Source organism: Amycolatopsis sp. WAC 01375 (genome assembly GCF_003947325.1).
GTDB lineage: Bacteria > Actinomycetota > Actinomycetes > Mycobacteriales > Pseudonocardiaceae > Amycolatopsis.
This window is the reverse complement of the sequence record NZ_QHHW01000033.1, coordinates 51,910-69,265: the sequence shown is the minus strand read 5'-3', so window position 1 is coordinate 69,265 and position 17,356 is coordinate 51,910. Positions and strand designations below refer to the sequence as shown.

Below are 17,356 nucleotides of genomic sequence, written 5' to 3'. Positions count from 1 at the left end.
TCGCAGTGACCGTATTACAGCAGGTTATGGGTGCGCATGACGCTGAGCAGGGCGTCCGGCCGCTCGGTCGTCGGCAGGGGCTCCACCAGCGCGAACGCGCAGCCGATCTCTCGCGCGGCGCCGTCCGCCTCCTCGCTGTCGCCGACCATCAGCGTTTCCGCCGGGTCGACGCCGAGCCGCTCGACGGCCGTGCGGAAGATCTCCGGCTCCGGCTTCACCGCTCCGACCTCGAACGACAGGATGAACTCGTCGACGAACGCGTCCCAGCCGCGGCGGCTGAACGCCGGCCGGATGTCGAAGGCGATGTTGCTCAGCACCCCGAGCTTCACGCCCTTGCCGGAGACGCCCTTGAGGACGGCTTCGGTGTCCGGGTACGGCGTCCACTGGCCGGGATCGATCAGCCGGGTGTAGAGCGCGACGGCCTGGTCGGCGTGCGGTACCCCGGACTGCTTGAGGACCTCGAGGTACACCTTCCGGTGCAGCGCCGGGTCGCGGTCGCGGTGGTTCCAGGCGTGCAGATGCTCCTCGTCGAGATCGACGACCTGGCCGACCGGCGCGGTCATCCGGCGCATCAGCTCGGTCTGGGCCTCGATGTCGAGGTTTTCCCCCTCGTGATCGGTGAGGTCGGCGAGCCAGGTCTCGTCCTGTTCGAGGCGGAAGACCGTGCCGGAGAAGTCGAACAACACAGCGCGAAAGGTCACGGGCCCCACATTAGCCACGATCGTGGGGTGTTCGCCGCTCCCCGTGCGTGAGATGAAAGGCCCCTTCATTGCAAATTTTGCAATGAAGGGGCCTTTCATCTCAGCTTCAGGCGGCGTTGCCGGTGATCCTGGTCGGCGTGATCCGGACCAGCACGCGGACGACGTCCGCCGGCTCCTCCGGGTAGTCCTTGCCGAGGTACTTGTGCGAGAGCTCGTTGATCAGCTCGCGCCCGCCTGCGTCGGTCATCTCCACGGTTCCGCGGATCTCGACGTAGTCGTACGGGTTCTCCTGGTCGAAGACCGAGACGGACACCCGCGGGTCCCTGGCCATGTTCCGCTCCTTGAGACGGCCGCGAACGGTAGCGAAGAGCACCGTGTCGCCGTCCCGCTTCGCCCACAGCACGGACGTCTGCGCGGAGCCGTCGGCGTTGATGGTCGCCAGCACCGGGAAGTTGTTGCCGTCGAGGAGTTTCTTGGTCGCGTCGTTGAAGGTCACACCCATGATCGCGAGCCTAAGCCACGTTCCCGGCGATCCTGTCCACCCGCAGGCGGACGATCACCCGCTCGACCTCCGGGCCCTCCGGCGGCGGGTCCTGGCCGAGGTACTTGTGGCTGAGCGCCTTCGGGAGCACCTTTTCGGGGTCCGGGGTGATCGTGACCGTGCCACGGAGTTGCGTGTGCCGGTACGGGTTCTCGGCGTCGGTGATCGACACGCTCGCGCGAGGGTCGCGACGGAGGTTTCGCACCTTCAACCTGTCTTCGGTGGCGCTGAAGACCAGATCGCCGTCGTCGAGGCCCACCCAGATGACCGAGGTCTGCGGGCCGCCGTCGGCGTCCAGCGTGGCCACGGTCGCGAAGTTCCTGCCGTCCACCAGTTCGCGGACCGGTTCGGGAAGTGTGACTGCCATGACAGCCCGAACCGGCTTCCGGCGGCGGCTATTCCTGCGAGGGCAGGAGCAGCGCCGTCGCGAACGCCGCGATGCCCTCGCCGCGTCCGGTCAGGCCGAGCCCGTCGGTCGTCGTCCCGGAGACGCTCACCGGCCCGCCGACGGCCTCGCTCAACACCTTCTGGGCCTCGTCGCGGCGCTTCCCGACGCGCGGCGCGTTGCCCACGATCTGGACGGTCGCGTTCCCGACGGTCCAGCCGCCCGCCTCGACCAGACGCCGCGCCTCCGCGAGGAACTCGACACCGTGCTTGCCCGCCCACCGCGGATCGCCGGTGCCGAACACCGCGCCGAGATCACCGAGCCCGGCCGCGGACAGCAGCGCGTCACACAACGCGTGCGCCGCGACGTCGCCGTCGGAATGTCCCGCGCAGCCGTCGACGCCGGGCCAGAGGAGCCCGGCGATCCAGCATTCGCGGCCCGCCTCGACGGGGTGGACGTCGACGCCGTTCCCGATCCTCACAGGGTTTCCTCTTTCCCGGCCACCGCGATCGCTTCGGCCAGTTTCAGTTCGAACGCGTTGGTGACGCGCATCGCATCCGGATGTCCGGCGACGGTGTGCGCGCCATCGAGAGACGGCTTGCCGGCATACGAGAGAAAAGTCTCACGGGTGAAGCCGAGCGGGGTTTGGGCCGTGCGCAGATATGCGCGGTCCTCGGTACCTGTGATCACCTTCGCCGCGTCGGTCACCTTCACGGTGTCCGCCATCGGAAGTACAGGAGCCACGAAAGGGGAGCCGGCACGGACCGCGTCCGCGACGGCACGGACCGTGTCCGCGGGAGTGAACGCACGCAAAGCGTCGTGCACGAGAAAGACGGGGTTTCCGGCGATTTCGTTTTCGACGGTGTCGAAAGCGTGCTTGAGCGACGGGCCGGGTACTATCCGGCAACGGTTTCCGAAGCCACTCAAAGCGGCCGAAAACAAATCAGCACACCGCTCGGGGGCCGCTACGACCACCAGATCGAGATCCGGCAGCGCGAGCAGCCCCCGCACAGTGTGCGTGAGTAACGCTTCACCATTGACCGGCGCGAGAGCGAGCTCCGCGTCGGAGGCATGGTGTCTGACGACAGTGACGAACACGATCGTGCTCATATCGACGTTGCTCATATGTGCGCGATCGTAGAGGTATCCCCCGCAGCCTCACCTGGCGTGGGACACCCGCCGGTTCAGACTGCCGCGGTTTCCAGAACTTCGTCGAGGAGGACTTCAGCCTTGTCCTCGTCGGTGCCCTCCGCGAGCGCCAGCTCGCTGACCAGAATTTGCCGCGCCTTCGCCAGCATGCGCTTCTCACCGGCTGAAAGTCCGCGGTCCTTCTCTCGCCGCCAGAGGTCGCGCACCACTTCGGCCACCTTGTTCACATCGCCGGAGGCGAGCTTCTCGAGGTTGGCCTTGTACCGACGAGACCAGTTCGTGGGCTCTTCGGTGTGCGGAGCACGCAGAACGTCGAAAACCTTGTCCAGTCCTTCTTGCCCGACGACATCACGAACACCGACGATCTCGGCGTTGTCAGCGGGCACGCGAACCGTAAGATCCCCTTGCGCGACTTTGAGGACGAGGTACTTCTTCTCCTCGCCCTTGATCACGCGGGTCTCGATGGCTTCGATGAGTGCGGCACCGTGGTGCGGGTAGACGACGGTCTCTCCGACCTTGAAAACCATGTGTCCTCTGCCCCTTTCGCTGAATTCATCTTAGCACGTGCCGACGAGGCCCACCTAGCGGCCTGCGATCGTCGTCGCAGGTCAGCGGCCTGACGGTGGTCCGCCGGGGGGTTGACAAACCCAATTCGCCCATGCTCACGCTGGTGAGAAGCGAACGATTTCCAATTCCTTTGTGGACGGTTGATCTTGGGCACGTCACCGCATTGGTGGCGTGTCAACGCGCACCGGGTTCTCCGGCCGCGAAGGCGCCCGGCTAGTCTTCGCGGTGAAGAGGCCGTGAGATGGAAGGACTCCGACGTGAGGCTGCAGAATCGGCGCGTGTTCGGCGCAGGTGTGCTGGCGCTCGGCGCCGCGTTCGTGCTCGCCGGCTGCAGTGCTGGTCAGATCACCCAGACCGACTCGCAGCAGCCCGCGGTCAACGGGACGTACGCGCAGGCGAAAGACCTGGTGCTGCGGAACGCCGCGCTCCAGTTCCCTGCCGAGGGCCAGGCGTACCCGGCCGGTGCCGCCGTGCCGCTGACGCTGACGATCGTGAACCAGGGCAAGCAGGACGACGAGCTCGTCTCGGTGTCCTCCGAAGCCGCCACGGGCGACGCCAAGATCACCGGGGCCAAGGCCATCGTCGCGAGCCACGCGCTCGTGATCGGCCCCTCCGACTCGGTCGAGTCGACCAAGGAGGTCGCTCCGACGAGCGCCCCGTCCTCCGCGCCGGCTTCGTCCTCGGGCGCGCCGTCGTCCTCGGGTGCCCCGTCGAGCAGTGAGTCCGGCGCCCCGTCTTCGAGCGTCGCCGGGACGGTCACGCCGTCCGCGGGCCCGGAGGCGTCCGGCGCGCCGGATCAGGTGGGCAAGGCCACGGTCGTGCTGCAGGGGCTGAAGCAGCCGGTGTGGGCGGGCCAGACGATCAAGGTCACCTTCGTCTTCAAGAACTCCGGCTCGATCACGCTGGACCTGCCGGTCGCGGCGCCGTCGCACCCGGGCAGCCGGGCGCCCGCGCCGGAGAAGGAAGCCAAGGGCGGCGGACACTAAGTCCTCGCAAGTACATGAAGGCCCCCTTCATTGCGCCTAGCGCGGTGAAGGGGGCCTTCATGTACTTGCGTCGTTGCCCGGGTTTGTCGGTGGTGGCCGCTAGCCTCGCGGAGTGGTCAAGAAAGGCAGTACCTACCGCTGCGGCGAATGCGGGTACGAGGCGCCGAAGTGGGTCGGGCGCTGCCCGGAATGTCAGGCATGGGGAACGCTCGAGGAGCGCGGCGACGCCCGTCCCGCGATAGCCAGGGTCGCGGCGGGCGCGCCCAGTGCCCCGGCGCGCCCGATCGGCGAGGTCGACGTCGAGACGGCGCGGGCCAAGCCCACCGGCGTCTCCGAACTGGACCGGGTGCTCGGCGGCGGATTCGTGCCGGGCGCGGTGATCCTGCTCGCCGGTGAGCCCGGTGTCGGCAAGTCGACCCTCCTGCTGGAGGTCGCCTATCAATGGGCGTCCACCGCGGGCCGCGCGCTGTACGTCACCGGCGAGGAGTCGGCGGGGCAGGTGCGCCTGCGCGCCGAGCGCACCGGCAACGTCCACGACGAGATGTTCCTCGCGGCCGAGAGCGATCTCTCCGCGATCCTCGGCCACGTCGACGCGGTCAAGCCGGGGGTGCTGATCGTCGACTCGGTCCAGACCATGGCCTCGCCGCAGGTGGAGGGCGCGCCGGGCGGGGTCACGCAGGTCCGCGCGGTCACCGCCGGGCTGGTCGCGCTCGCCAAGGAACGCGGGCTGCCGATCGTGCTGGTCGGTCACGTCACGAAGGACGGTTCGGTCGCCGGGCCGCGCGTGCTGGAGCACCTGGTCGACGTCGTCCTGCAGTTCGAGGGCGACAAGCATTCGACGCTGCGGATGCTGCGCGGGATCAAGAACCGGTTCGGCGCCGCCGACGAGATCGGCTGCTTCGAACTGGTCGAGGAAGGCATCGTCGGCGTTCCCGACCCGTCGGGGTTGTTCCTCAGCCACACCGCGGAGCCGGTCGCGGGCACCGCGGTCACGGTGACCATGGAGGGCAAGCGGCCACTGCTCGGCGAGGTGCAGGCGCTGGTGTCGGCGACCCAGTCACCGCAGCCGCGGCGCGCGGTGAGCGGTCTCGATTCGGCGCGCGTCGCGATGGTGCTGGCCGTGGTCGAGAAGCGGGCGAACATCAAGGTCGGCGACAAGGACGTCTACGTGGCGACGGTCGGCGGCATGAAGATCACCGAACCCGGCATCGACCTCGCGGTGGTGCTGGCCCTGATCTCCTCGGCGAGGGACACCCCGCTCTCGCCCAAACTCGTCGCGATGGGCGAGGTCGGGCTGTCGGGCGAGGTCCGGCGGGTGCCGAGCGTCGGGCGGCGGCTCGCGGAGGCCGCCCGGCTCGGCTTCACCTACGCGCTGGTGCCGCCGGACTCCGGCAAGATCCCGCCGGGGATCCGGGTGCTGGAGGTGTCGGACGTCGGAAGCGCGCTCAACGCCGCCAAGCACGCGCGCTAGCCAGGCGGGGGGCCGCCGTCGTCGGTGATCACCACCGAGATCGTCGTGTCGAACAAGGTCGTCCCCGGCCAGTCCTCGTCCTGTCCGTTGGACCGGACGGCGCGGTTCCCGGCGACGGCCGCCGTGGCCCGGTCGACGACGAAGGTGCGCGTCTGGTCCGGCAACGCGACCGTGAAGGACACCGCGGGCCGTCCGCCGGGACCGGCCACGCTTTCCACGGCGATGCCGGGCATTGTCGCGAGCGCTTTGCACAGTGCCACCCGCAGCGCGCCGAAGCCCTGGGAAGACCGGAGGACGTTGAAGGCCATCTCGAACATCTCGGGCGCCGAGTTCGGCTGCTCCGGTGAGCGGCCGTCCGGCCAGAGGCCGTCGCGGCGGAGCCGCTCGGACAGCTTGGCCGGGTCGGCGGGCAGTTCCGAAAGGAACTCCGGGGTGGGGTGGGTCCACCCGCTTTTCGACGGCAGCCGATCCCGGGACGGGACGGGCGGCTGCGCCTCGGAGGTCTTCAACGGCGGAGGCGCCGGTGAGGTGGTGGTGGTTCGAGGCGGCTTCGCCTCGTCCACGGTGACGTGGGACGACGGGCCCGGAAGCGCTTCGCCGTAGGACATGGCCGTCTGGTAGTCGCCCTTGACCCATCGGATCTCGCCGGTTCCGGTGAAGCGCGTCTTGATCGGCTTCCGGCCGTGCGGCGGCAGCCATCGTTCGAGGATCTCGTGGGTTTGGTAGACGAGCCCGGTCTTGGTGACGTGTGTGGTCCAAGTGGATTCGGTGACGAGCCGGTACTGGTCGTCCCGGATCGGGAAATCGTCGCCGTGGAGGGCTTCGAGCGCGTCTTCGCCCCGGGTGAGGGCCGAGTGGGCCGCGGGGTCCGGGCCGTCGTCGGCGGTGAAGACGTTCGTCGCCACGATCCCGCCGCCGGACACCAGCGCCGCGGCGGCCGCGGCCGCGATCCACCGCCACGAGCCCGGCCGCTTCTTCACCGGGGGCGCGGTCGCGGGGAGGAGTTCGTCGTCGACGTCGCCGGCGGCCCGCAGGAGCGCCGCCCTGGCGCGGGACAGTTCGTCCTGCCGGGTTTCCGGTTCCGCGTGGAGGCCGGCCAGCGCCTCGTCGAGTTCGGCCTCGGACCACACCTTCCTGATGCTACCGCCGTGCACTTTCACCCTCCTCCTCGTTACCTGAACCGTCCTTTGTGGACTCCGGAGCGTTGGCGCGCAGCCATCTCCGGATCCGGTGCAGCCGTGATCTGACCGTCCCGGCGGGAATCCCCAGCGCCTCGGCGACCTCGCCGGGTTCCAGCCCCGCCCACGAGACCAGCAGCAGGGTGTCCCGGTCCGCGACGCTCAATTCGGCCAGCGCGCCCGCCAGCTGGGCCGCGCGGGACTGCGCGTCGACCCGCTCGGCGACCCGCCCGTCGTGCCCGGCCGAGACCGTCTGGCCGGCGGCCGCGAGCCGGGCCGTCGCGGTGAGCGCCCGGGTCTCCGTGCGGACGTGGTGCCGCAGCAGATTGGTCGCGATGCCGTACAGCCACGCCCGCGCCGTCCCGGCCTCCGGGCGGTACGTCTCCCGTCTCCGGAGCGCCACGAGGAACGTCTCGGCGACGAGGTCGTGCGCGGTCTCGGTGCCGACGCGGCGCGCGAGGTAGCGCTGCAGCGGGGCCGCGTGGGCGTCGAAGAGCATGCCGAAGACGGGCGCGGGGTCGGGACCACCGAGATCCGGCCTGTCCAGTCCACGCGTGCCGGCCTGCTCGTGATCGTCTTTCATCACCTGCACGATCGCTATTGCCCGATGAGCCCATGAGCGTTCATTCGATCCTACTTTCGTCGTGGACCGATCGGGGGCGGCGCAGGTGAGGCCGCAGACAAAAGCCTCGGTACCGGAGATCCTGTTCACTATTCACCGATCCGAAGTGAAACTGGGGAAGGATTACCATGCGTCGACTCAGGACCGCGGTCGTCGCCGCGCTCGCGGTGTCCGCACTGATCACCGCGCCGGCGGTGGCCGTCGCTCAAGGTGAGAACGTCGTACCCGCGCCCGGCTTCGTGAATTCGATGGCGCCGCCCGCCAAGGTCGAAGGGGTCCGGGCGGCCGCGGAGCTCAACATCCAGTACCAGATCCAGGAGACCGGGTACTGGTGCGGCCCGGCCGCCACCCGCATCGCCATCTCGGCGAAGAACGGCAACCCGCCGAGCCAGCAGCAGCTCGCGAACGAGCTCCCGACCAGCACCAACGGCACCGACTGGATCGGGCAGGTCACCCGCGTCCTCAACAACCACGTCGCCGGTGGCTGGTACGAGACCAAGGAGATGCCGAACGACCCGCCGACCCAGGCGCAGCGCGACCTCCTGTGGCGCGACATCGTGCTGGACGTCGACAAGGGCTACGCGATCGTCGCGAACATCGTCGCCCCGGCGAACAACCACCCGCCGGGCTACCCGAACTACACGATCTACCACTACTTCACGATCATCGGCTACAACAGCGACAACATGACGGTGAAGATCGCCGACCCGGCCAACTTCGGCGGCAACCAGATCTACTGGCTCACCTTCAACCAGCTCGCCACCCTGATCCCGCCGAAGGGCTACTCGGCCTGACCCCTTCGCCATTCGGCACCTACTTGCGGCGTGAAGTGTCGCAAGCAGGTGCCGAATGGCCGGGTTGTACGAATCTTGTACGGGAGGGCTCGAAGCTGGTGTCCATGCGCATCAAGACGCTCGGTCTGGTGGCCGCTTCGTTGCTGGCCCTCATCGCCGCGCCGGCCCAGGCCGCCGACGGCAACCCCCTTGAGAAGACCAACGGCTTCTACGTCGACCCGAACTCCAACCCCGCCGCCTGGGTGAAGAACAACCCGGGCAGCACCGCCGACAAGATCAAGGCCGCCATCTCCACGAAGGCGGGCGCGCGCTGGTTCGGCAACTGGAGCGGGAACATCACGACGGCCGTCGACGGCTTTACCTACGCCGCCGACGTCGCGGACAAGCTGCCGATCCTGGTCGCCTACAACATCCCCGGCCGCGACTGCGGCGGTCACTCCGGTGGCGGCGCGGGCAGCCCGGAGGCGTACCGCACCTGGATCTCGAACTTCGCCGACGGCATCGGCGGCAAACCCGCGGTCGTCGTCATCGAGCCGGACGCGCTCGCGCAGGTCGACTGCCTGCCCACCGGTGAGCGCCAGACCCGCCTCGACCTGCTCAAGTACGCCGCGGAGCAGTTCGCCGCGAAGGCCCCGAACACCTGGGCGTACATGGACGGCGGCAACTCGACCTGGATCCCGGCCGCGACCATGGCCGACCGGCTCAACGCTGTCGGCGTGAAGTCGATCCGCGGTCTCGCGATCAACGTGTCGAACTACAAGACCACCACCGACTCGGCGAACTACGGCAAAGCCGTCAGCGCGGCGCTGTCGAGCAAGTACGGCTACACCAAGCCGTTCACGATCGACACGAGCCGCAACGGCAACGGCCCGCTTGGCTCCGAGTGGTGCAACCCGGCCGGGCGCAAACTCGGGGCGACCTCGCAGACCGGCGGCGGCGCCGAGATGCTGCTGTGGGTCAAGGTGCCGGGTGACTCCGACGGCAAATGCGGCATCGCGCCGAACGTCGAAGCCGGTCAGTTCAGCCCCGATCTGGCCCTGCGCCTGATCAGCGGGACCTGACCTCTCCCCACAAGACCCGTCGCGCCGGCTGTTCGTCTGTGACTTTCGTTCTCCCGAGAAGGCGAAGGCCACGACCCCTTGGACAGCAGCCGGCGCGACGCCTCCATCCCCGAAAAGGCCCCCTTCCCTCGGCTCAGCCGAGAGAAGGGGGCCTTTTCGTCGCTGTCCACAAAGGACACTGTCTCGAAGGGATCGTGAGTGATCAGGACGGTTCTAGCCGTCCTGATCACTCACGACACCCTTTCCTCGCTACTTGAGCGGGCTACCGGGAAAGCAGGTTCGCGCAGCGGATCAGCCCGATGTGCGAGTACGCCTGCGGGTGGTTGCCCAGCGAGCGTTCCGCGATCGGGTCGAACTGCTCGGGCAGCAGACCGGTCGGGCCCGCGGCGTCGACGATCTGCGTGAACAGTTCCTCGGCCTCGGTGCGCCGCCCGGTGAGCAGGTACGCCTCGATGAGCCAGGCCGCGCAGATGTGGAAGCCACCCTCGCCGCCGGGGAGGCCGTCGTCGCGGCGGTAACGGTACACAGTGGACCCACTGCGCAGTTCCGCCTCGATCGCGGTCACCGTGGACTGGAAGCGCGGGTCGGCCGGGTCGATCAGCCCGGTCAGCCCGACGAACAGCGAAGCGGCGTCGAGGTCCGTCCCGTCGTAGGCGGTGGTGAAGGCCTGGACCTCTTCGTTCCAGCCCTTGTCCAGCACGTCCTCGGCGATCTCGTCACGCAGCGAAGGCCACGCGCCAGGAACCGTCCGGCCGTAGACCTCGCCCAGTTTGATCGCCCGGTCGATGGTCACCCAGCACATCACCCGCGAGTACACCCGGTGGCGCGGCACGTGCCGCTCCTCCCAGATGCCGTGGTCCGGCTCGTTCCAGCGCCGCGTGACGGCCTCGGCCATCGCGCGCACCATCTGCCAGTCCTCGTCGCGCAGTTCGCCGCGCGCCTCCGCCAGCGTCTGCACGAGTTCGACGACCGGGCCGAAAACGTCCAGCTGTACCTGGTGGTTCGCGAGGTTGCCGACGCGGACCGGCCGCGAACCGGCGTATCCCGGCAGCGATTCGATGACCGCTTCGGCGCCGATCACGCTGCCCGCCAAGGTGTACAGCGGATGCAGCCGCTCCGGACCGGCCAATGTGGACAGCACGCCGTGCAGCCAGCGGAGGTAGCCTTCGGCCTCGTCGGTCGAGCCGAGGTGGACGAGTTCGCGCACGGTCATGGCCGCGTCGCGGATCCAGCAGTAGCGGTAGTCCCAGTTGCGGACGCCACCGATCTCCTCCGGCAGCGAAGACGTCGCCGCCGCGAGCACGCCACCGGTGTCGGCGTTGACCAGGCCACGCAAGGTCAGCGCCGAGCGGCCGACGAGGTCGGTCTGGACGCTGGGCAGTTTGAGCGTCTGCGCCCAGGTGCTCCAGTAGTCGCCCGCACGCGAGCGTCGCTCCACTTCGGACAGTTCGTGCGCGCCGAGATCCGAGGTGCCGCAACGGAGTTCGAGCACCACCGGATTCTCCGGGGTGGGAGTGACGAGCGCCGTCGCGGTGTCGTTCATCCCGTCGGAGGTGATCTCCCACTCCACGCCCGGCGAACGCAGCGCGAACGGTTCCGAGGTGCCCTGCACCAGGATCCCGTCCTCGTCGGCGACCAGCTTCACCGGCACACCACCGAATTCGGGGCGCGGCGCGAAAACGATCTCAGCGGCCGTCTCGCCCGAGATCACGCGGACGAGATCCGTGCGGTGCGCGGGGCTCTCCGGCTCGAGGTAGTCGGTGACGAGCAGTCGCGACCAGCGGGTCTCGACCGTCATCGTGTTCGGCAGGTAACGCTGCCCGAGCGGCAGGCCGTTGCGGTGCGGCTTGATCGAGAAGTGACCGGCACCGGCGCCGCCGAGCAGATCCGCGAAGATCGCGGGCGCGTCGGGGCCGGGGTGGCACAGCCAGGTCAGCCGGGCGTCCGGCGTGACGAGCGCGACCGAGCGTTCGTTGGCCAGCATGGAAAGCCGCTCGATCGGCGGGGCCTGCTCGCCGTAGAGCCAGTTGCGCCGCTCTTCGAGGAGGAAGGCGAGCGCCATCGCGACGTCGACGGTGTCCGGAACGCGGTACTGCGCGAGGCTTTCCCCGTCGCCGACCTTCACGCCGAGGTCCGGGCCGGAGATCCGGGCGAACGCCTTCTCGTCGGTGACGTCGTCGCCGAGGAAGATCGCCGCCGTCGCGCCGACCTGGTGACGCAGGGTGTCCAGCGCGCGACCCTTGTCCGTCTGGACGACCGCGAGCTCGACGACCTCCTTGCCGTCGGTCGTGGACACGCCCTCCCACTTCGACGGTCCATTGTGGACATCACGAAGGACCCGGCGGCCCGCCTCGTGCTCGGCGCGGCGGACGTGCACCGCGATGCTCGCGGGCTTGACCTCGAGCGAGACGCCCGGCACGTCGAGCACCAGGTTCTCCAGCTCGGCTTCAAGCCGTCTGTGGAGCTCGCGGGCCTTGTCGTCGAGCGCGTGGATGAAGCCGATGTCGAACTCGGATCCGTGGCTGCCGACCAGGTTCACCTCGGCCGGGAGACGGGACAGGGTGGCGAGATCGCGCAGCGCACGGCCGGAGATGACCGCGGTGGTCGTCTCGTGCAGGCCGGCCAGCGACCTGAGCGCGCCTACCGATTCGGGCAGCGGCCGGGCTTCGTCCGGATTGGCCGTGATCGGAGCGAGCGTGCCGTCGTAGTCGCAGGCGACCAGCAGCCGCGGCGTGCGCGCGACCTGGACAATCGCGCGCCTCAGCTCGGCGGGCAGTGCCTCGGCGGTCAACGATTTCTCCTCGGGAGCGTAGCGGGGGACTGGATGGTGTTTATGGAGACACAGTCAGTCGGCCGGTTCGGCACCAAGCGCCTGGAGGAACGAGCGCGCCCAGCGGTCGACGTCATGCGTGAGGACCTGTCGACGCATGGCGCGCATACGGCGGCGTCCCTCTGCGGGGTCGAGCGTAATGGCAGTCTCCAAGGCGTTCTTCACCCCGTCCAGGTCATGCGGGTTGACCAGGAGTGCACTGGTCAGCTCCGCCGCGGCGCCGGCGAACTCCGAGAGCACGAGCGCGCCACCCAGTTCGTGGCGGCAGGCGACGTACTCCTTGCAGACGAGGTTCATCCCGTCACGCAGGGGAGTGACCACCATGACGTCGGCCGCGGAGAAGAACGCGGCCAGCTCCGTCCGGTTCACGGACTGATGCAGATAATGCACGACCGGGTGACCCACGCGGGCGAATTCGCCGTTGATCCTGCCGACCATCTGCTCGATGTCGCCGCGCATCCGCTGGTAGTGCTCGACCCGCTCGCGGCTCGGCGTGGCCAGCTGGACGAACGTGACGTCCTCCGGGCGGACGCGGCCTTCGTGCAGCAACTCGTGCAGCGCCTGCAACCGCAGGTCGATGCCCTTCGTGTAGTCGAGCCGGTCGACGCCGAGCAGGACCTTCTTCGGATTGCCCAAGTCGCGGCGCAGCTGGGCGGCGCGTTCGGCGACCCCCTTGGTCTTGGCGAGTTTGTCGAGGCCGATGGCGTCGATGGAGATCGGGAACGCGCCGACCCGCACGGTGCGGTCGCCGACCTGCATCAGGCCGGGGCGGGTGCGGATGCCGACCGCGCCGCGGCTGGACTCGAGACCGGCCAGCTGCCGCGCCAGCCAGAGGAAGTTCTGCGCGCCACCCGGCCGGTGGAAGCCGACGAGGTCGGCCCCGACCAGGCCGCGGACGATCTCGGTCCGCCACGGCATCTGCATGAACAACTCGACCGGGGGGAACGGGATGTGCAGGAAGAAGCCGATCCGCAGGTCGGGGCGCAGTTCGCGGAGCATCGCCGGTACCAGCTGCAACTGGTAGTCCTGGATCCACACGGTCGCGCCCTCGGCGGCGACCTTCGCGCTCGCCTCGGCGAAGCGCCGGTTCACCCGGACGTAGGACTCCCACCAGCTCCGGTCGAACACCGGCCTGGCCACCACGTCGTGGTACAGCGGCCAGAGCGTCGCGTTGGAGAAGCCCTCGTAGTAGTCGCGAACGTCGTCCGAGGTCAGGGAGACCGGGTGGAGGACCAAGCCGTCGTCGTCGAACTCCTCGACCTCGACGTCGGGCACGCCGGGCCAGCCGACCCAGGCACCCTTGCGTGAGCGCAGGAACGGTTCGAGCGCCGACACCAGCCCGCCAGGGCTCGCCGTCCAGCGCCTGCTCCCGTCGGCGGTCCGTTCGAGGTCCACCGGGAGCCTGTTCGCCACCACCACGAAATCCGCGGAGGCCGTTCTGCTCGTCTCGGCAATCACTTCGTCCACCAGCCGCTCCCTCGATTCGCGGGTCGCTGCCCTAAGCGGAAACCCTATCGCGCGAGGAGGCCGCGGCCCGTCGGCGAGCGATCACTCCAAGCGTCGTTCGGCGGGTTCCATCGGACCCGCCATTCGCGGTCCGGCGAACTTGCGTTCGAGCCTGCCGAGCCCCGTCCGCACCGGTTGCGCGAGGTATTCGCCGAGTACCACGCCCGCTGCCAGGGCAAGCCCGATCGCGACCGCGGTCATCAGCGTCGAGATGTTCCCGCCGGGCTCGACGCCCAATTGGTATAGACCACGATAGGTGGAGAGACCGGGGAGGAGGGGCGTGATGCCGGACACAGCCACCACGAGCGGCGTCACCTTGAGCCGCCTGGCGAGCACGCCACCGCAGAAACCGACCAGCGTGGCGGCGACGGCGGACGAGCTGACGGCCTGGAAGTCGGTCAGCATCAAGGCGCCGTACACCGCACCGCCGATGGCGCCGGCCGCTCCCGCGACGATCATCGCGCGCAGCGTCGAATACGAGGCGAGCGCGAAGCAGGCCGACGCGCCGACGCTGCCGAGGATGATGACCGGCAGGTCCTGCGGCGTCGAGGAGATGACCTCGGGCAGCGGCGTCAGCGGCATCTTGAGCAACAGCGCGATCTTCAGCGCCAGCACCACGCCCGCGATCAGTCCGGCACTCATCAGCGCGGTTTCCATCGTGCGCCCGGCCGCCGTGACGTAATAGCCGGTGATGGCGTCCTGCACGGCGGAAACCGTGGAGAGACCGGACAGCAGCACGGTGACGGCCGCCGCGACGACCAGCGTGGGTTTGTCCGTGGTGAGCAGGTTGCTGCTCACTATCGCCATCGCGGACAGGGTCGCGAACAAGCCGCCGATCACCTGTTGGAAGAAGAACGGCAGCGCGAAGCGGTTGAGGAACCGGCCGAGGCGGTCGATGACCGCGCTGATCACCAGCGCGACCAGCGCGACGTCGATGCTGCCACCGAGGATCAGGGTGATGAACCCGGCCAGCCCGCCCCAAGCGGCCGTGGCCACCCAACGGGGGTACGGGTGCGGCGCGGTCGTGAACCGCTGGAGTTCCTGCTGCGCTTCTTCGGCGGCGATGTTCCCGCGGACGATCCGGCGGACCAGCGTCTCCGTCTGGGTGAGCCGCGTGTAGTCGAGGCTGCGCGAGCGGACCACGCGCAGCGCCGTCACCGGTGCCATGTCGGTGCCGCGGTGGCAGGTCACCGTGATCGACGTGAAGATCACGTCGACCTCGCAGTGCGGAAGGCCGAGCGCGGAGGTCAGCGCGATGATCGTCGCGGTGACGTCGGAGGCGCCGGCGCCGCTCGACATCTGGACCTCGCCGATGCGCAGGGCGAGGTCCAGGACGAAGTTGACCGTCGAGTCGTCGGGCGGCTTCGGGCCCATCGCCTCGTCGCTCTCGACGGCGGGCTGCTCGGCCGTCGGGGCTTCGAGGATCTGCCAGGCGCGGCGGCGCAGCAGATTCGGCCGGTGCGAGCGGGCCTGGTGGATCGATCGCTCTCCGTCACGCTGGCGCGGGGCCTCCAGCAGCCATTCGCCGCGTTCGGGTGTTTCGTCCTGGTTCTTTTCGGCACCACGTTCGCCGCGCTGGGCTCCCTTGGTGTGCTCGTTGATCTTCATGATCGATCCACCTCCTCACTCTCTTCGCCGGTACATTCCCGAGGAGCATCGGGGGCGGTGGCCCGACCGTTGCAGGAAACCCGAAGTGGCGTCCACCACGTCAGAGGAAGATCATCGTCACTCGGTGGGTTTGCGGCACACTGCATGCCATGGCGTCCTCCGTGAGCAGGCGATCCGTCCTTCGGGCGGCCGGTTTCACCGCGGCCGGGACTGCGGCGACATTCACCCTTTCGGGGGCATCTAGCGGGGCGGAGGCCCCGGTTTTCGCGCACGGCGTGGCCTCCGGCGACCCGATGCCCGATTCGGTGCTTCTCTGGACCCGGGTCACGCCCTCGGCCGAGGCCGTTCCGGGATCCGGAAAAGGGGCACCGGTGGACGTCGGGTGGGAGGTGGCGAAGGACGCCGGATTCGCCGGCGTCGTCGCGCGCGGTCACCTCCGGACCGGGCCGGAACGTGACCACACGGTGAAGGTGACGGCGGAGGGACTGTGCGCGTCGACGGCGTACTGGTACCGCTTCACGGCTCAGGGGAAGGTCTCGCAGACCGGGCGGACACGCACCGCGCCTTCGCACGACGAGGACGTCGCGAGCCTGCGATTCGGCGTGGTCTCGTGTGCCAATTGGGCAGTCGGTCACTTCGCCCCCTACGGCTATTTGGCCGACCGTGACGACCTCGACGCCTTCATTCACCTGGGTGACTACCTCTACGAAGGGAATCCCAACCCTGCGGGTGATCTCCGGCCTTCGGTACCGCCCAACGAGTTGATCACCCTGGGGGACTACCGGCAACGCCACGCGATGTACAAGACCGACGAGCACCTCCGACGGCTGCACGTCCGTCACCCGATGGTCGCGACCTGGGACGACCACGAGGCCGCCGACAACGCTTGGTCCGGCGGGTCGCCGTCACACGACCCGGCGACCGAGGGTGACTGGCGCGACCGGATGCGGGCCGCGCACCGGGCGTACTTCGAATGGATGCCGGTGCGGCACCGCGGCGACCGGCTGTACCGGCGGCTGAAGTTCGGGACGCTGGCCGACCTCACCATGCTGGACCTGCGGACGTACCGGACCCGGCAGCCCGGCGCGGCTTCGGCGGAGGGCACCATCCTCGGCGCCGAGCAACGGCGGTGGTTCCTGGACGGCCTCGCGCGCGGGACGGCGTCCTGGAACCTGATCGGGAACTCGGTGATGGTCACGCCGATCAAGATCCCCGCGCTGCCGACCCGCGAACGGCTCGCGCTCGGCGACCTGCTCGACGGCCAGCCGACCACGGTGAACACCGACCAGTGGGACGGCTACACCGAAGATCGCCGCCGGGTCCTCGACACGATCGCCGCACAAGGCCGGGGCAACACGGTGTTCCTGACCGGCGACGTCCACTCTTCGTGGGCGAACGACGTGCCGCGGGACGGGACGAGCGTCGCGGTGGAGTTCGTCTGCCCGTCGGTCACCTCGGACAACATCGACGAGCAACTCGGTGTCCCGCCGCGGACCGGCTCGCTGAAGGTCGAGGCCGCGATCCGCGCGCTGAACCCGCACGTGCGCTTCGTGGAACTCGACTCGCACGGCCCCGGCGTCCTCGAAGTGACACCGGACGCCGTCCGGATGAACTGGTACTACGTCACCGACCGCCGCGACCCGGCGACCGCCGTGACGTTCGCGCACGCCTTCCGGACCGTCGCCGGCGAGCCCCGGGTGCGCCCTGCGACGAGCTGAACGGGCGCCGATATACTGGGCTCGCCCGGGCTGCCCTGGGCAAGGCCGCTATAGCTCAGCTGGTAGAGCATCTGTCTTGTAAACAGAAGGTCAGGGGTTCGAGCCCCCTTGGCGGCTCCAGATCAAAAGTATCGCTGACCAGCATGAACGCAGCCGAGAAGCCACCTTCAATCAGGTCATTGTGGATCTTGGTCCACGAGCTGGTCCACCAGCCCTGTTAACTTGCATTCGTGGCGACC

The 17,356-nt window shown here is 68.9% G+C and carries 16 protein-coding genes and 1 tRNA gene; 6 read left to right on the top strand and 11 right to left on the bottom strand.

The genetic code is table 11. The features are described 5' to 3' along the window. Nucleotides 1–14: 14 nt before the first annotated feature. From DL991_RS21370 to DL991_RS21345, 6 genes are all read right to left on the bottom strand, one after another. Nucleotides 15–701, bottom strand: coding sequence for an HAD family hydrolase (locus tag DL991_RS21370; RefSeq protein ID WP_125786111.1), 687 nt, complete (start codon nucleotides 699–701; stop codon nucleotides 15–17). Between the two features lie 106 nt (nucleotides 702–807). Next, nucleotides 808–1,203 (bottom strand): PPOX class F420-dependent oxidoreductase, encoded by a 396-nt coding sequence (locus DL991_RS21365; RefSeq protein ID WP_125786110.1) that lies wholly within the window; start codon nucleotides 1,201–1,203, stop codon nucleotides 808–810. A 10-nt stretch (nucleotides 1,204–1,213) separates the two neighbouring features. Beyond that, a complete protein-coding gene (locus DL991_RS21360; RefSeq protein ID WP_125786109.1) occupies nucleotides 1,214–1,609 on the bottom strand; it encodes a PPOX class F420-dependent oxidoreductase in 396 nt (131 codons plus the stop codon). A gap of 28 nt (nucleotides 1,610–1,637) precedes the next feature. Beyond that, a complete protein-coding gene (gene ispF, locus DL991_RS21355; RefSeq protein ID WP_125786108.1) occupies nucleotides 1,638–2,108 on the bottom strand; it encodes a 2-C-methyl-D-erythritol 2,4-cyclodiphosphate synthase in 471 nt (156 codons plus the stop codon). After that, nucleotides 2,105–2,752: a 2-C-methyl-D-erythritol 4-phosphate cytidylyltransferase gene (locus DL991_RS21350; protein ID WP_370307077.1), complete on the bottom strand. Its 648-nt coding sequence runs from the start codon at nucleotides 2,750–2,752 to the stop codon at nucleotides 2,105–2,107. Before DL991_RS21350 ends, ispF begins: the two co-directional genes overlap by 4 nt. A gap of 59 nt (nucleotides 2,753–2,811) precedes the next feature. Next, nucleotides 2,812–3,303 carry a CarD family transcriptional regulator gene (locus DL991_RS21345; protein WP_005165253.1) on the bottom strand — a complete coding sequence of 164 codons (492 nt, stop codon included), beginning with the start codon at nucleotides 3,301–3,303 and terminating at the stop codon, nucleotides 2,812–2,814. Between the two features lie 297 nt (nucleotides 3,304–3,600). Here DL991_RS21345 and DL991_RS21340 point away from each other — a divergent pair, with 297 nt between their 5' ends. Beyond that, complete coding sequence (locus DL991_RS21340) at nucleotides 3,601–4,329, top strand: hypothetical protein (protein WP_125786107.1); 729 nt, start codon at nucleotides 3,601–3,603, stop codon at nucleotides 4,327–4,329. Nucleotides 4,330–4,441: 112 nt separating this feature from the next. Further along, nucleotides 4,442–5,800: a DNA repair protein RadA gene (radA, locus tag DL991_RS21335; RefSeq protein ID WP_125786106.1), complete on the top strand. Its 1,359-nt coding sequence runs from the start codon at nucleotides 4,442–4,444 to the stop codon at nucleotides 5,798–5,800. On the opposite strand, the gene DL991_RS21330 is transcribed toward radA, so the two are convergent. Both DL991_RS21330 and DL991_RS21325 read right to left on the bottom strand, forming a co-directional pair. Next, nucleotides 5,797–6,954, bottom strand: a complete 1,158-nt coding sequence (locus DL991_RS21330; protein ID WP_125786105.1) for a CU044_5270 family protein — start codon at nucleotides 6,952–6,954, stop codon at nucleotides 5,797–5,799. The genes radA and DL991_RS21330 overlap by 4 nt on opposite strands. Beyond that, nucleotides 6,941–7,570 carry an RNA polymerase sigma factor gene (locus tag DL991_RS21325; RefSeq protein ID WP_199746725.1) on the bottom strand — a complete coding sequence of 210 codons (630 nt, stop codon included), beginning with the start codon at nucleotides 7,568–7,570 and terminating at the stop codon, nucleotides 6,941–6,943. The genes DL991_RS21330 and DL991_RS21325 overlap by 14 nt, the downstream gene beginning before the upstream one ends. A gap of 158 nt (nucleotides 7,571–7,728) precedes the next feature. On the opposite strand from DL991_RS21325, the gene DL991_RS21320 reads away from it, so the two are divergent. Together DL991_RS21320 and DL991_RS21315 are read left to right on the top strand one after the other, a co-directional pair. Further along, complete coding sequence (locus tag DL991_RS21320; RefSeq protein ID WP_125786103.1) at nucleotides 7,729–8,394, top strand: C39 family peptidase; 666 nt, start codon at nucleotides 7,729–7,731, stop codon at nucleotides 8,392–8,394. Nucleotides 8,395–8,498: 104 nt separating this feature from the next. Next, on the top strand, nucleotides 8,499–9,455 hold the full coding sequence (locus DL991_RS21315; protein WP_125786102.1) for a glycoside hydrolase family 6 protein: 957 nt from the start codon (nucleotides 8,499–8,501) through the stop codon (nucleotides 9,453–9,455). Between the two features lie 262 nt (nucleotides 9,456–9,717). On the opposite strand, the gene otsB is transcribed toward DL991_RS21315, so the two are convergent. The 3 genes from otsB to DL991_RS21300 all read right to left on the bottom strand — a co-directional run bounded on the left by otsB (nucleotide 9,718) and on the right by DL991_RS21300 (nucleotide 15,399). Continuing rightward, nucleotides 9,718–12,246, bottom strand: a complete 2,529-nt coding sequence (gene otsB / locus DL991_RS21310; protein WP_125786101.1) for a trehalose-phosphatase — start codon at nucleotides 12,244–12,246, stop codon at nucleotides 9,718–9,720. 54 nt (nucleotides 12,247–12,300) lie between these two features. Further along, nucleotides 12,301–13,752: a trehalose-6-phosphate synthase gene (locus tag DL991_RS21305; protein WP_125786100.1), complete on the bottom strand. Its 1,452-nt coding sequence runs from the start codon at nucleotides 13,750–13,752 to the stop codon at nucleotides 12,301–12,303. Between the two features lie 81 nt (nucleotides 13,753–13,833). Further along, nucleotides 13,834–15,399: a threonine/serine exporter ThrE family protein gene (locus DL991_RS21300; RefSeq protein ID WP_125786099.1), complete on the bottom strand. Its 1,566-nt coding sequence runs from the start codon at nucleotides 15,397–15,399 to the stop codon at nucleotides 13,834–13,836. Nucleotides 15,400–15,548: 149 nt separating this feature from the next. Between DL991_RS21300 and DL991_RS21295 the strand changes: the two genes are divergently transcribed. Together DL991_RS21295 and DL991_RS21290 are read left to right on the top strand one after the other, a co-directional pair. Next, the gene (locus DL991_RS21295; RefSeq protein WP_233598929.1) at nucleotides 15,549–17,117 is read left to right on the top strand and encodes an alkaline phosphatase; all 1,569 of its coding nucleotides are present in this window, start codon (nucleotides 15,549–15,551) and stop codon (nucleotides 17,115–17,117) included. A gap of 44 nt (nucleotides 17,118–17,161) precedes the next feature. Continuing rightward, nucleotides 17,162–17,237 (top strand) — tRNA-Thr (locus tag DL991_RS21290). The last annotated feature ends 119 nt before the right edge of the window (nucleotides 17,238–17,356 follow it).